General features: G+C 43.0%; 18 protein-coding genes. 10 read left to right on the plus strand and 8 right to left on the minus strand.

Annotation, left to right across the window (positions count from 1 at the left end; genetic code table 11):
* The first annotated feature begins 138 nt into the window (after nt 1-138).
* A complete protein-coding gene (locus FTT75_RS00475) occupies nt 139-498 on the plus strand; it encodes a hypothetical protein (RefSeq protein ID WP_180185775.1) in 360 nt (119 codons plus the stop codon).
* Nucleotides 499-659: 161 nt separating this feature from the next.
* A complete protein-coding gene (locus tag FTT75_RS00480) occupies nt 660-1382 on the plus strand; it encodes a cold shock domain-containing protein (protein ID WP_180185776.1) in 723 nt (240 codons plus the stop codon).
* Between the two features lie 48 nt (nt 1383-1430).
* Here the strand turns inward: FTT75_RS00480 and gigC are convergent, their stop codons facing one another.
* Nucleotides 1431-2309, minus strand: coding sequence for a LysR family transcriptional regulator GigC (gene gigC / locus FTT75_RS00485; RefSeq protein ID WP_005169640.1), 879 nt, complete (start codon nt 2307-2309; stop codon nt 1431-1433).
* An 85-nt stretch (nt 2310-2394) separates the two neighbouring features.
* Here gigC and FTT75_RS00490 point away from each other — a divergent pair, with 85 nt between their 5' ends.
* Complete coding sequence (locus FTT75_RS00490; RefSeq protein ID WP_180185777.1) at nt 2395-3156, plus strand: ferredoxin--NADP reductase; 762 nt, start codon at nt 2395-2397, stop codon at nt 3154-3156.
* 69 nt (nt 3157-3225) lie between these two features.
* Here FTT75_RS00490 and FTT75_RS00495 read toward each other — a convergent pair whose 3' ends face one another.
* The 5 genes from FTT75_RS00495 to FTT75_RS00515 form a co-directional block, all read right to left on the minus strand.
* Complete coding sequence (locus tag FTT75_RS00495; RefSeq protein WP_180185842.1) at nt 3226-3951, minus strand: amino acid ABC transporter ATP-binding protein; 726 nt, start codon at nt 3949-3951, stop codon at nt 3226-3228.
* A gap of 14 nt (nt 3952-3965) precedes the next feature.
* Complete coding sequence (locus FTT75_RS00500; RefSeq protein ID WP_074383458.1) at nt 3966-4649, minus strand: ABC transporter permease subunit; 684 nt, start codon at nt 4647-4649, stop codon at nt 3966-3968.
* Nucleotides 4649-5392, minus strand: a complete 744-nt coding sequence (locus FTT75_RS00505) for an amino acid ABC transporter permease (RefSeq protein ID WP_074383457.1) — start codon at nt 5390-5392, stop codon at nt 4649-4651. The genes FTT75_RS00500 and FTT75_RS00505 overlap by 1 nt, the downstream gene beginning before the upstream one ends.
* A gap of 59 nt (nt 5393-5451) precedes the next feature.
* Nucleotides 5452-6384, minus strand: a complete 933-nt coding sequence (locus FTT75_RS00510) for a transporter substrate-binding domain-containing protein (protein WP_005169644.1) — start codon at nt 6382-6384, stop codon at nt 5452-5454.
* A gap of 293 nt (nt 6385-6677) precedes the next feature.
* Nucleotides 6678-7100, minus strand: a complete 423-nt coding sequence (locus FTT75_RS00515; RefSeq protein ID WP_100534919.1) for a hypothetical protein — start codon at nt 7098-7100, stop codon at nt 6678-6680.
* Between the two features lie 567 nt (nt 7101-7667).
* Between FTT75_RS00515 and FTT75_RS00520 the strand changes: the two genes are divergently transcribed.
* From FTT75_RS00520 to FTT75_RS00535, 4 genes are all read left to right on the plus strand, one after another.
* A complete protein-coding gene (locus FTT75_RS00520) occupies nt 7668-7973 on the plus strand; it encodes a hypothetical protein (protein WP_005097890.1) in 306 nt (101 codons plus the stop codon).
* Nucleotides 7974-8176: 203 nt separating this feature from the next.
* Nucleotides 8177-10126 (plus strand): mechanosensitive ion channel, encoded by a 1950-nt coding sequence (locus FTT75_RS00525; RefSeq protein ID WP_074383455.1) that lies wholly within the window; start codon nt 8177-8179, stop codon nt 10124-10126.
* 68 nt (nt 10127-10194) lie between these two features.
* A complete protein-coding gene (locus FTT75_RS00530) occupies nt 10195-10362 on the plus strand; it encodes a hypothetical protein (protein ID WP_005097883.1) in 168 nt (55 codons plus the stop codon).
* Between the two features lie 124 nt (nt 10363-10486).
* The gene (locus tag FTT75_RS00535) at nt 10487-10639 is read left to right on the plus strand and encodes a hypothetical protein (RefSeq protein WP_180001524.1); all 153 of its coding nucleotides are present in this window, start codon (nt 10487-10489) and stop codon (nt 10637-10639) included.
* 29 nt (nt 10640-10668) lie between these two features.
* Here the strand turns inward: FTT75_RS00535 and FTT75_RS00540 are convergent, their stop codons facing one another.
* Nucleotides 10669-11868 (minus strand): NAD(P)/FAD-dependent oxidoreductase, encoded by a 1200-nt coding sequence (locus FTT75_RS00540; protein ID WP_180185778.1) that lies wholly within the window; start codon nt 11866-11868, stop codon nt 10669-10671.
* A gap of 191 nt (nt 11869-12059) precedes the next feature.
* Between FTT75_RS00540 and FTT75_RS00545 the strand changes: the two genes are divergently transcribed.
* Nucleotides 12060-12383: a hypothetical protein gene (locus tag FTT75_RS00545; RefSeq protein ID WP_005169649.1), complete on the plus strand. Its 324-nt coding sequence runs from the start codon at nt 12060-12062 to the stop codon at nt 12381-12383.
* Here the strand turns inward: FTT75_RS00545 and FTT75_RS00550 are convergent.
* Nucleotides 12380-13261, minus strand: coding sequence for a 1-aminocyclopropane-1-carboxylate deaminase/D-cysteine desulfhydrase (locus FTT75_RS00550; protein WP_180185779.1), 882 nt, complete (start codon nt 13259-13261; stop codon nt 12380-12382). The genes FTT75_RS00545 and FTT75_RS00550 overlap by 4 nt on opposite strands.
* Before the next feature lie 178 nt (nt 13262-13439).
* Between FTT75_RS00550 and FTT75_RS00555 the strand changes: the two genes are divergently transcribed.
* The gene (locus tag FTT75_RS00555) at nt 13440-13622 is read left to right on the plus strand and encodes an NF038215 family lipoprotein (protein WP_005169654.1); all 183 of its coding nucleotides are present in this window, start codon (nt 13440-13442) and stop codon (nt 13620-13622) included.
* Nucleotides 13623-13725: 103 nt separating this feature from the next.
* Nucleotides 13726-14349, plus strand: coding sequence for a LysE family translocator (locus FTT75_RS00560; RefSeq protein ID WP_100329141.1), 624 nt, complete (start codon nt 13726-13728; stop codon nt 14347-14349).
* Nucleotides 14350-14420 lie beyond the last annotated feature (71 nt).

Consider the following 14420-nt stretch of genomic DNA (forward strand, 5'->3'; position numbering starts at 1 on the left):
GCCTCTTTTTTTATAGCACCACCGCTTATATATTTAAAGAGACAGACAACACATAAAAAATCCACCAAACAGCAACAATGCTGAACATTTCCTTTGGCTTAGAATACAAATTAAATGAATTCTATAGAGATAAATGTCATGTTTACGGATGGAAAAATTAAAACTTACGATTCCGAACGTGGTATGGGTACTTTGGAGTTGATAGGGGAAGCTCAAGAGTTAAGTTTCAAGCTACAGGATTTACCTTCGCCTGAAATTGAGCCACAAATTGGAGAGCGGCTTAAATTTAGAATCATTTCCCAACAAGAAAGCATGACCTTAGACAACTTGGTACGCTTGGATATTAAAGTGCAGGATGAATTTGTGCCAGAAGTCGTCGCCTTGCAATCCTTGGCACCCACAGTCCCTGTTCCGGTACGTAATTCACTTTTCTTTAGTCCGACCCTATGGCTGGCATTGGTATCAGCTGTTGGGTTTATGATTTTTGGCGAAGTATAAATAAAAAAGAAATTTTAATTTTTTACTTTTAACTTGGGATCTCTTCTTTTTCTATAAGAGGCACTTCTAGTTTTTGTGTTTCTGCTTTAGAGAATTTTACAAAAGCTTTTCAGTCTCTTTTTGATTACAATCATAAAAAATATTAAAGATAAGAGCGAATTATGTTTCAAGAGGGGAAAATCAAAACCTATAACGAAGATCGTGGTTTTGGTTTTATTCAAATCGAAGGGGAATCTAAAGACTTATTTTTTCACATTAAAGACTTTCCCAATCAAAATATTCCACTAAAAATTGGGGAAAAATTAAAGTTTTTAATGGTTGAAGATAATGGAAAGTTTAAGGCAGACCATATTGTCCGGCTGGATATTAAATCAAAATTGGTTATTAAGCAGAATAATGATTTATATGAAGATCCTGAAGTACATGTTTCTTCACGTTATGAAAAGACAAAATCATCAACTCGATCCAAACTAATCACAATATCGGGACTAATTATTATTGCGATTCTTGTTGGGCTTGTTTATAACAAATACCAAAGCTACCAAGTTCAAAAACAGCAGAAGCTTGAACAACTGATGGTAGAGCAGCAACGAATCGTAGTTGAGCAGCGAGCGGCACAAGGTGATTTAGCTATGGAGGGATTATCTGAGCAGGGTAGGCAGAATCTAGAAAATCGTGGTGCTGAGTTACCAAGCCAAAGTTACTCTATTAATCCGAAAACTTCAGAGACGGCTTCGCAATCTATATCTCAATTTAAATGCGATGGTCGAGAACACTGTAGTCAGATGGGTTCTTACGAAGAGGCTTTATTTTTTATCCGGAACTGTCCAAATACTAAAATGGATGGTGACGGCGATGGCATCCCGTGTGAAAGCCAATTTTAAGATAGAATCAAAAAGCACCTTAAGGTGCTTTTTGATTGAAAAACAAATTTAAGCTTCACAGAAATTCATAAAGGCTCTCAGGCCTGGCCCCTGATATTTCTGGCGATGTACCAGCATAAACAATGGACGCGTTAGAGACCAGAACGGAGTATTGAGAATCACCAGTTGACCTTTCTCGCGTAAAGGCTCAATCGCAAGTTTGGAAATACAGGACATGCCGATTCCGCCTGCTACGATTTTCAAAATTGCTTCATTATGGCCAAGTGTCAGACGGATATTGGCATCCGGCACATCTTTCAAAATGGCATTATCAAAGACTTCGCGAGTACCTGAACCTTCTTCGCGCAGAATCCACTCTACAGATTTGAAATCTTCCGCGGTCAGCTCACGGTTCAATTGCGCTAGGGGATGATCCGGTGCACAGCACACCGCCAGCTCATCATCGCGCCAATGGATACATTGCAGTTGTGGCAGATGACAGGAGCCTTCGATCAAGGCCAGATCCAGCTGGAACTGATTCACCGCTTCAATCATTTGACGGGTATTACCAACTTGCAGCTGTAAATGCGCTTGAGGCTGAATTTTTAGAAAATCGGCCATCAGGTCAGGAATCAGGTAATCTGAAATGGTCAGGGTTGCACCTAAACGTAAATCGATACTTTGAAGCTCACCTTTCGCAACCTGTTCAAAAGATTCGCATCGACCTAAAATTTCCAGCGCTTGAGGGAGAAGAAAGCGCCCCAAGTCATTGAGCTGTAAACGTTTGCCTAGACGGTCAAATAATGGAGCACCCAGACCATCTTCCAGATCTGCTAAAGCCATACTAGCCGCACTTTGAGTAAGTTTGACGGCATCGCTAGCCTTCGTTACGGTACCCTCTTGTGCCACTGCTACAAAAACAGCCAATTGGCGTAAAGTCATGCGCATGAGTAGAGCCTTAACATTTAAAAAATATTAATAAATTATATTGCCATGCTACCATGAGCACAGTCTTTCATGCCACGTTGAAATCATGTCAATTGAAAAATTTAGCCTAGAAAAAGTTTTATCTGTACACCGCTGGACCAATACATTATTCAGTTTCACCATGACACGCCCGGCACACTTCAAATTCACTGCGGGGCAATTTGCGCGTATTGGCCTGCAGGTGGGAGATGAACTGGTGGTTCGTGCCTATTCGGTGGTGTCATCTCCTTTTGATGAAACTCTGGAGTTTTTTTCGATTGTGGTTCCAGAAGGTAAATTTACCTCCAATTTACAGCACCTTAAAGTAGGGGATGAGCTGTTTCTGGAAAAAATTCCCTATGGTTATCTGACGCTGGCCCGTTATCAGTTGCCCTTACCCAAAGACTTGTGGTTATTGGGCACTGGAACTGGTCTGGCACCGTTTCTGTGCATGTTGCAAGACTTTGAAACCTGGAGCAAATACGAAAAAATCAATCTGGTTTATAGTGTGCGCACCCGGGCTGAACTTGCTTATGTGGAACGGATTCAGGAAATTGCCGAAACCTTTGGCGAAGGACATAGCGGATTTAAATTTATTCCGATTATTACCCGTGAGCCTGATGCACCTTTGCACGATCGTTTACCGGTGCTGATTGCCAATGGTGAACTGGAAAAAGCCGCAGGTATGCAGCTCAATCCGCAAACCACCCATGTCATGCTTTGCGGTAACCCGGAAATGGTCGATGATACCAAAGAAGCCTTAAAAGCCCGTGGCCTGATCATGAACCGGCGTGGCGAAGGCAATATTGCAGTCGAGAATTATTGGTAAGTCTGAATTGCAGATAAAAAAGCTCATCCTTGGATGAGCTTTTTTATCTGCAAGGTGAATAATGACAGCTTAGTGCAGAATCTTGTTCAGGAATTGCTGGGCACGCTCACCACGCGCTGTATTAAAGAAATCATCTTTACTGCAATCTTCCACAATTTTTCCCTGATCCATAAAGATGACCCGGTTGGCAACCTGTCGGGCAAAGCCCATTTCGTGGGTGACACACATCATGGTCATGCCTTCTTTGGCCAGACCGACCATGACATCGAGCACCTCATTAATCATTTCAGGGTCAAGCGCAGAAGTTGGTTCATCAAACAACATGGCAATCGGATCCATGCTCAGCGCACGAGCAATCGCGACACGTTGCTGTTGTCCGCCAGAAAGTTGTGCCGGGAATTTATTGGCCTGTGCACTTAAGCCGACACGATCCAGATAAGCAAGTCCTTTCTGTTTGGCTTCGGCTTCAGAACGACCCAATACCTTGATCTGGGCAATGCTCAGATTTTCAGTAATACTGAGATGCGGGAACAATTCAAAATGCTGAAACACCATGCCCACGCGGCTTCTTAGTTTATTTAAATTGGTTTTCGGATCATTGATTTTAATTCCATCGACCAGAATACTGCCTTGCTGAACAGGTTCCAGACCGTTGACGGTTTTAATCAGGGTGGATTTTCCTGAACCGGAAGGACCACAAACCACAACCACTTCACCTTGCCGAATCTGGGTGGTGCAGTCGGTCAGTACCTGAAAATCTTTATACCATTTACTGATATGCTGGAGGTCAATCATGACTTTGGCTTCGTTCATACAGTTAACCTCTGCTGTAATTTTTTAACAATATAGGTGGCGATCATACTGATGGTGAAATAGACCAAACCGGCAAAAAGAATATATTGGGTGAGTAAGCCCATCAGGTCACCACGTACATAATTGCTGCGGAAAAAGTCCAACAGGCCAATTGCATACACCATGGTGGAATCCTGAAACAAAATAATGGTCTGTTGTAATAATAGCGGTGTCATTTTGCGAAAGGCCTGAGGCAGTACAATCAGGCGCATGGACTGGCCATAGCTCATGCCGAGGGCAGAGGCCGCATCTGTTTGTCCCTTAGGAATAGACTGGATTCCGGCACGGACAATTTCGGAAAAATAGGCGGCTTCAAACAGCATAAAAGCCACAATACTGGACACCAGTGCCGTATCCATGGTCAGATATTTTCCAGTCACCCCAGTATAGATAAAAGGCACAGCGAAGTAGAACCACATCAGTACCAGCAGAAGGGGAATCGAACGGAACAGATTGACATAACCCTTGGCAATCCAGTTCAACACCTTGATTGAAGACAGCCGCATCAATGCCAGTAAGGTGCCAATAAAGACCCCGCCAATGGTGGCAAAAAATAAGACTTTTAAAGTAATACTCAGACCATGCCATAGGGCAGGTGCGGATAATTGTAAATCCTGAAAAAATGCAGTGAACCATTCCATTATTTAGTCCCCGCAATCAGACCGGGCACCTGAAGGCGCTTTTCCAGAAAGTTCATCAAGCCAATCAGGCAGACATTGATCAGGATAAAAATCAGGGTGACATAGGTGTAAATCTCAATGGTATTTTGCGTATATTCGCTGATGGTTTTCATCTGGGAAATGAGTTCCGCAACCCCGACCAGTGAGGCCACCGAGGTGTTCTTGACACAGTTGGTCAGTTCAGAACTTAAGGGGGGTAAGATCATGCGAAAAGACTGCGGTAAAATCACATAGCGATATAATTGTGTGGTGCTAAACCCCATAGCATAGCCGGCATTGATCTGCCCGGGTGGAATGGCTTCAATCCCGGTACGCACCTGCTCACAAACCCGCGCTGCGGTAAACAGTCCCAAACCAATACTGGCTGAAATCAGCGCCGTGGTATTGGCTCCCAGATCATTGATCCACCAGCTTTGAATGCTGTTCGGCAGAAAATTCGGAACCACATAGAACCAGATAAATAACTGGATCAGTAAAGGCACATTCCGAAAAATGGTGACATAAGCGCTACCAATCGCCCGGGCCGTTGGGCTGGGCAAGGTGCGCATGATGCCCAGCAGGCTACCCAAGAGCATGGCAATCGACCAGGCTACAATCGCAATGACCGCTAACCAGCCGAGGCCAGTCATGATCCAGTTGAGATAGGTGCTATCACCAATCCCGGTCGGTTGTAATAAGACACCCCAATTCCAGCTGTAATTCATGATCACTCCAAAATGGGCTTAAACAGGTGATGCTTAAGCAGATGAATAAGATTCAGAATCTATTGATCGCGATCATGCGGGGTGCTGATCAGGGCCTTCAAGTCATCAGACATGGCAAAGTTCAGGTTGATATTTTTCGGTGGAATTGGCGACTGGAACCATTTCTGGTACATGCTATTGATTTCACCGGAGCTATATGTGGCTTTAATCGCGTCATCTACCACCTGCTTAAATTCGGGGTCTCCCTTACGTAACATACAGCCATAGATTTCATTGATGGGAGCTGTACCTACAATGTGCCATTGTTGCGGATTTTTAGCCTTGGATTTTTCTCCCGCCAGTAAAATGTCATCCATCATAAAGGCAGCAGCACGGCCACTTTGCAGCATTAAAAAGGATTCTGCATGGTCTTTGGTCGAAATAATTTCACCAATGCCCAATTCTTTTTCATGCTGACGAATATAGCGTTCCGATGTGGTGCCGGCAGTGGTCACCAGTTTTTTGCCTTTCAGATCGCTAAAATCTTGAATACCAGAATTGGTTGCGGTTAATAGACGGGAACCTACTTGAAAAAAGCCGACAGAGAAATCGACCTGTTGCTGGCGTTCCTTATTATTCGTCGTCGAGCCACATTCCAGATCAACCGTACCGTTGGAGACCAGTGGAATCCGGTTCTGGCTGGTCACCAGGTTGTAGCGGATTTTTAAATCAGGAAGATTCAGCTTTTGTTTGACGGCTTCGACCACTTTTAATTGCAGGTCATGGGCATAGCCGACTGGCTGATTCGGATTGTCAGCGATATAAGAAAATGGAATCGAGGAGTCACGATAACCTAATACAATCGTGCCGGACTGTTTGATCTTATTGAGCGTGCCAGAAGTATTCTCGCTGCCTTGCTGATTGCTTGGTGCCTGATTATCACTACAGGCACTCAGTCCCAAGGTCAGGGCACTGGCACACAGCAGCGTAGCGAATTGAGTCTTTGTTTTCATCGTGAAACTCCATTTTTCATTTTCAATTATTATGAGTACGCCCGTTTTCAGGCGCTGCTAAGACAATATTCTGATTATTGCTATAAAGTCTAAGTATTCGTTTATATTCATCTTAGTTGATGATTCAAGCATGACTCAAGCTGAATTTATTGCTGAAATGTTACTGAATCAGAAAAGGAAATCTGTGGGATGCTCAAAGGAATGCAAATAAATAAAGAGATTGAACTACAAGTATAAGAAAGAAAAAGTCACAAAAAAACCTCCAAACTGGAGGTTTTTTTATCGGTTCAAGCTTAATGCACAAACATATCCATCGATTCACGAATTTCTTGAATGGCCGTTTCGACATCGGCGCTGAGCCAGGTCGGTTCAAAGAATCCAGCGTAGTGCTCAAGACGATCCGCAGGGACGACTAAGCGTACCGGACAATCCTCTTCCAATAAACGCCATGGAATAATTGGCACTTCATTGTCGAGCCATGCTGTTACATCTCGGATATCGATAATCATTGCGTTGACACAGTCCGGGAAAGGCATCACGGAAAACTCTTCAGTACGACGACGGAAATACTCCAGGTCTTGCCAGCGCAGTGCAAAACTCGGTTTACTGAATTCGATAATCCCGATCAGATGCTGATCGCGAGTATGATGCAAAGTGCATTGGTGGGTGACATCAGTGTCAAGATCCAACGATACACTTTGTTGACGATACGCCATAGAGCTCGATGAAATAAAAAAATGAGGGACACATTATAGCCCATTTTATAGAAACTGAGCAGTGCTATTGTTTAGCGCAAATTTTAGTGTTGGTTCTGCCCTGAGGTCGCGTACTGAAGCTCTTGAATTTCAAAGGACTGCATACCACTCAGGCAACTCAAGCAAACTGGGATTGGAAAAGAATGGAGAAGCTAAACCTCATTATCAGATTGATTATAAAGCCTTTTTCTTTTCTGATACGCTTTATATCGCTCTATAAGAAGGTTTAAGCGAATAGTGTTGCAATTATTCAAGCGATTAGATGTGTTGATCTGCCAGTAATTTTCTATGTCATTCACATGAGGGGAAAATGAATAGCAGGATAATACTGAGTTAAACCCATTCACCATCAACCAGTAGCGATCAGTGAATTAAAAATGAGCACGATTGCTTAAAGATTATTCTAAATATTATTCATACATATAACTTACATCCCGTCACCATCTCACCATGTTTTGTCACAGAAGCTGTTTTAACTGCTTGTTATGCTAAAAATCTACTTATGAATAACAAAGAGTGAGGATGGTTATGGTCGATGATTTCAATAAAAAACCACCTTTAGATCATCAGACAGCAGTGACGCAAAAAAAGCGTATTCCTGTTTATATCTTGATTTTGGTAGGTATCTTTTTACTGGCATTACTGTTCTATATGTTTGCTGACATGAATCCAGACGCAAATGATGCACCTGCTGGACATCCGAACCCTAATGTGCAACCTGCGACACCAAACAATACGACTCCAGTCGGTGAACCTACAGAAGCTACTGCAACGCTAGGTGATGGAACAGAAGCAACAGCAACTGCGACAGATGATGCACAGGCGGCTCGATAACTCAGACATATATCAAAAGCTCTAGTGAAACCACTGGGGCTTTTTTGCAATATATTGTGATGTTTAAGCTAATGATAGCTAGCTGGCTCAAGTCTAAAAACATCAAATCTGAAGGTGAATCCGAAAGAAGAAGGGGCTGAATGTTTCAAGGATAGGCTCCCGATTTCAGATAAATAGCTTAATAACAAAGAGGGTAAAACAACATGAATGATTATATGAGAAGTCCGCGTGGCGGCTTCGACGCCATGTATTATTGGGATCAGTTTCATCCCATTCTGAGTGCAATTGCCATATTAGTCATTGGTTGGATCATTGCATTACTGGTTTCGGCAGCAGTCAAGAAAGTCTTGCAAAAACTTGGAACCAATACACACTTAAATACGGCGACAGGCCATCGCTCTAATATCGAAAGTATTATTGCCCGGGTGGTGTTCTGGATTATTCTGATTATTGCCGTAATTGGTTCACTGAATGTACTCAACCTGACCAGTATCAGTGGTCCTTTCAGTAATATGATTCAGCAATTCCTGTTATTTATCCCGCAGTTACTAGGTGCAATTGCAGTCGGATTCATAGGGTGGATTGTCGCCAACCTGGTGAAAATAGGGCTACAAAAGCTACTTGACCGAACCCAACTAGACGAAAAACTCAGTGCTGAAGTGGGTGTCAGTCCCATTAGTCAGAACATCAGTGAAATTGCTTACTGGTTAATTTTATTACTGTTCTTGCCAATCGTACTGTCTATTCTGGGACTCAACGGTCTGTTGTTACCAGTTCAGAATATGCTGACTGATGTCGTAAGCTACTTACCAAATATCTTTATTGCTGCAGTGATCATTTTTGTCGGTTATATTCTGGCAAAAATTGTTCGCGGTATTGTTGAAGGCCTATTAAACAGTCTGAATGTACAACAACAAGCTGAAAAAGTAGGTATTTTCAAAAATTCCAATGTGGCACAGGTGATTGGTTCATTCATCTTCGCTGTCGTGATCATTACTGCATTGATTATTGCTTTTGAAGCATTGGGTGTCGAAGCGATTTCTCAGCCTGCCACGGCGATGCTGTATGAAATCATGAATGCCATTCCGAATATTATTGCTGCTGCCTTAATTCTGATTCTGGCTTATGTGGTCTCTAAACTGGTCGCACGTCTGGTGGTTGAAGTGGTATCGGGTACAGGTGTTGATGAAATTCCTGCCAAACTGGATGTACAGCGTTTTTTAGGCACCACTAAACTTTCGAGTGTGGTCGGTTATCTGATCGTATTGTTCACCATGTTATTTGCAGTGTCCGAAGCAGCAGACCGTCTCGGCTTTGAACAGGTGAGCGGCCTGATTGCGATGTTTATTTACTTCGGCGCCAACATCTTGCTCGGTGCCGTGATTCTGGTGATCGGTTTCTGGCTGGCAAATATTGTCGCGAACATCGTACAACGCGGTGAATATAACAGCTCACGCTGGTTAGCGAATCTGGTGCGTGTCCTGATTATGGGCTTGGTCGTTGCCATGGGTCTACGTGCCATGGGTATTGCCGACTCGATTGTGAACCTGGCATTTGGTTTAACGCTGGGTGCTGTCGCAGTAGCATTTGCTCTGGCTTTTGGTCTGGGTGGTCGTCAGCCTGCGGAGCGAGTTTTAACAGATCTGATTGATAAAGCAAAACGCGAAGCCAAAGAACCGAATCCAGTCAAAGATCAAGCTGAAAACAGCATATTTTCAGGATTAGGTACTCAGAGTACTTCAAGTACAACGGACATGGCAGGCACGACAGGTGCAGCGATGGGGATGGGTTCTACAGATACATCAATGGGACAATACTCCGACCGTTCACAAAACATGACCGGTACTACTGATTCTTCAACCACTACGCCAGGAGCAGGTATTGTGCCAAATCAAGATTCAGACGCAGAGGGTACTACGCCAATGAGTACGGACTTATCGCATACCACACCGGCAATCCTCACCACTGCACCGCAGGATGATGAATCATTGGGTATTGATCCGGTCAATCCGGATGCGGATCAAGCCGTACCTGATTCAGTAAAAGTCGATCCGACTCATCCGCCAGTCAATAATCCATTTGGTTCAACCGGAGAAAAAGAACCAAATGTCGATATTGATCGTTCCACTCAGAAAAAAGATGACCTGAAATAACCTGTCATTTTTAACCAAAATCGGCCACGCTCATGTGGTCGATTTTTTTCAGTCACGAGGAAAAATAAATGAATAGCAAGAAACCCAACAAAGTTCTGGCTCCTTTGGTTATCGCGGGAATTACCATTGGCTTTTTTACCGCGGCCTATCGATTTATTTTTGTGAAGAGCAAACAGGACGAGCAGTCAGAGCGAGCGCTGGATAGGAAAATACCTGATACAGACGAATTTAACTGAAAGAATTCTGCTGAATAACAAACAATAGAATTTGGCCTTTAAGAAATATATAATATTCAGGTGAATACTAAAATGATTTTGGTATTCTTCTTGCATTAAAAATATAAAAAAGGAGATCAACATCATGTGGCAAACACTATCATATACATTCAAGAACACTTCAACAGATGAAGCACCGCCATATTTGCGAGAAGCCACTCGAAAAATGCAGCTGACGATTGACCGTTTAGGAAATACGGCCAATCTCAAGCTGTTTAAGACAGATTATCTGGAATGAACTAAATATCAGTCTTGATGATCTATTGATTAAATATATTCCGATGCGGCATGCGCGGATGACCATGCCCATTGGAAATTATAGCCGCCCAAATGTCCGGTAACATCCAGCACCTCACCAATAAAATATAGGCCTTTCTGCTTTTGACTTTCCATGGTTTTTGAAGAGACTTCGCTGGTATCCACACCACCCAAAGTCACTTCCGCAGTACGGTAGCCTTCTGTTCCGGATGGTTTCACTTCAAAACCATGCAGCCGTGTCGCAATCTGCTCCAGTTGATTATCACTGATATTGCCAATTGGGTTTTCTGCGACGTCAGTCCAGATTAGACCCTGTAATTCAGCCACGACACTTTTCGGTAAAAATTCATTGAGTAAAGTGCGCAATAACACTTTGGGCTGGCTTTGTTTTTTGGTTTTAAAGAAATCCAGCAAATCTACACTTGGTAAGAAATCGACTTGAAAGCTTTGACCGACATTCCAGTAATTGGACAATTGCAGGGAGCTTGGGCCACTTAAACCGCGATGGGTAAATAGCAGCGCTTCGGTAAAACTGTTGAGCTCATTGGAAAGGGTCGCTTCTACGGCATTCCCGCTTAAACGAGTGGTCACTTCCTTAAATCCATCAGAGAAAGTGAAGGGCACCAAACCGGCACGGGTCGGATAAACATGATGTCCAAACTGTTTTGCGATTTCATAGCCAATGCCCGAACCGCCCAGCGTCGGAATGGACAAGCCGCCGGATGCCACTACTACAGATTCAACCTCAAAATATCCAAGTGATGTAGCGACTTGAAAGCCTTGATCATCGACCGGATTGACTGCCTTTACTTCGCAGCTGGTTTTAAGATCGACCAGACCGGTCTTGTCACATTCTGCCAATAGCATTGACAGAATATCTTTTGCACCATTGAGGGTAAACAGTTGTCCATGTTTGCGCTCTTCATAAGCAATACCATATTCACAGACCAGGCCAATAAAGTCCCAATTGCTATAACGCGTTAATGCTGAAATCACGAAATGTGGATTATGCGAAATATAATGGCTTGGTTCGACCTCCAGATTGGTAAAATTACATTTACCGCCGCCAGACATCAGGATTTTTTTGCCAACTTTATTGGCTTTTTCCACCACTACGACTTTACGCCCACGTTGTGCAGCCATATACGCCGTCATTAAACCTGAAGCACCGGCACCTATGACGAGAACATCGTATTGCTTGGAAGACATAAAACACTCGAGGGAGAACAAAAGGAAAGCATTATAGACAATTTTATTTCCGCTTTCTCTATTCCTGAACAATCAACAGGCTGATTGCCGATTCGTATTAGAGTTTAAACATAAAATATTTGTAAGTCGGCTTAAAATCATGCATAGTTTTTGTACAGTTTTACAAAAATCACAATAATAAGGCAGGGCTTATGGCAACGTCAGAGGATCTAAAACAATACAACCTGATCAGTTATATTCTTTATATTCTGGGTTTTTTTCTGGGTGTGACCCCATTTATAGCCATTATCATGAACTATATTAAACGTGATGAAATGCGCGGCACCTGGCTGGAAAGTCATGTGGACTGGCAGATTAAAACCTTCTGGGTCAGTTTGCTGGGTTATATTGTTGGTGGCTTATTAACTATGATCTTGATCGGATTTCTAATCATCTTTCTGGTCTTTATCTGGCATATCTACCGCTTGGTCAAAGGGATGATTGCGCTGAATAATAATCAACCGATTCAGGCTTAAGCAATTGTAGAAATAGTATCAATATTACGGCCTTGCAACCCGCCGCTATGAATCACCAGCAGTCTAGATCCTGCTGGGAAATAATCTTTTTCAATCAAATCAAAGATGCCCATCAACATTTTAGCGGTATAGACCTGCTCTAGTGGAATTGCAAATTCGGTTTCAAAATCCCGAATAAACTGTATGAGGGCTGTGCTGGTTTTGGCATAGCCGCCACAGCAATAATCATCCAGAATAGTCCAGTTGGTTTTGCTGGTTAGTTGCGCGACTTCATCTTTTAAAAATGAGCCTTGCAGCGCTGAAAATCCTAAAACCTGCTGATGCGCCTGACTGGCTTCGATCAGACCAGTGATGGTTCCACCAGTGCCTACTGCGCAGCAAACCACATCAAATTGAGCATCTTGCGGGCTTAAAATTTCCTGACAGCCCTGAATGGCCAAAGCGTTGGTTCCACCTTCAGGAATGAGATAATGCTCAGGAAATTGTTGTGCGATTTCGGCCAGATACTCAGGCTGTTGCTTGCGACGATAGTGTTCACGACTGACAAAATGTAGCTGCATCCCCAACTGCCGTGCGGTGGCTAAAGTCGGATTGAGTGGCCGATGGGCCAGCTCCTCACCCCGAATAATCCCCACACTTTGAAAACCAAACTGCTGTGCGGCAAATGCAGTGGCCGCAATATGATTGGAATACGCACCACCAAAGCTGAGAATCTGCCGATAACCCTGTCTTTGTGCTTCCAGAAAATTGTATTTCAGTTTAAAAAACTTGTTGCCTGAAATTTGCGGATGTACCAGATCCAGACGACGTATTGTTAAAATAATATCGTGAAAATTAATCTGTTGATCGGGAATATTTTGGGCAATCTCTGCAAACATAAAACTTAACACAGTCAGTTATTCGGCCATTATAGCGAAAGCAGTAAAGATCAGGGATTGAGAATAAGTCATTTTCAGGCATGAGATAAAAATTGACGCAGAATGTCACAAATATTCTGCTGATTATTTAAGCAGGGATGCTAATCTAAATACAGGAAACCCTGAGGAGGGTAGAATAATGAAAATATTGTCCTATGCTGTTTTGGTTGGTGTAATGCTCAGTTTGTCGGGTTGTGATGATGCGATGAATAAACCTAAAACAGAGACCCGTACCATGATTATTGGTGGTGTACCGGTACATGATCAGGATTACCAACTGTTAGACACGCAATTCATTGCTCAGGATCAATTAAAACAGTAAGCCATTACAGTAACTAAAATTCCTGACCAATACTGAAATTTTTAAAGCAAATCATCCGGTTTTTGCTTAAAATAATCCTTCAATTTTTAAGTCAGGTTATCTCGTGGAATCATTCTGGATTTTAGGCTCAATTGCTGTTGCCCTGATGTTAGGTGCAATGAGTCCCGGGCCGACTTCTATTTATGTGGCAAAAAATTCAATTGCGATTTCACGTAAACATGGTTTATTTACTGCACTGGGAACTGGTCTAGGTGCAGCAATTTTCGGTTTGCTGGCAGTATTGGGTTTGCAGGCATTTTTGCTGGCTGTGCCTTCGGCTTATCTGGCCTTAAAAATTTGTGGGGGGCTATATTTACTTTGGCTGGCTTTTAAAATTATTAAGCATGCCAAAGATCCGATTGAGGCAGATTCGAGCATTACCAAACAGATGTCTTTACGTCGCGCTTTTACCACAGGTTTAATCACGCAGTTGTCGAATCCAAAAATTGCGATTGTGCTGGCCAGTATTTTTACCGCCTTATTACCAAAAGAAATTCCGAACTATTTCTACTTTGCTTTGCCCATTTTATGTTTTTTTATTGATGCTGGCTGGTGCTCACTGGTGGCCATTGCACTTTCTGCTGAAAAGCCGCGCCGTGTGTATTTAAAGTTTAAGGCATTGTTTGATCGGGCAGCAGGTGCGGTGATGACCGTGCTCGGATTAAAACTTATTTTCGGGATGAAATAGTTTCAACACTTGAAGTCATCATCCTTGGAAAGTGATCATTCTTACTAGCTTTCCAAGGGACAGCTGATCAT

Origin of the sequence: Acinetobacter sp. YH01008 (assembly GCF_013420435.1) — a bacterium.
Taxonomy (GTDB): Bacteria; Pseudomonadota; Gammaproteobacteria; order Pseudomonadales; family Moraxellaceae; genus Acinetobacter; species Acinetobacter pseudolwoffii.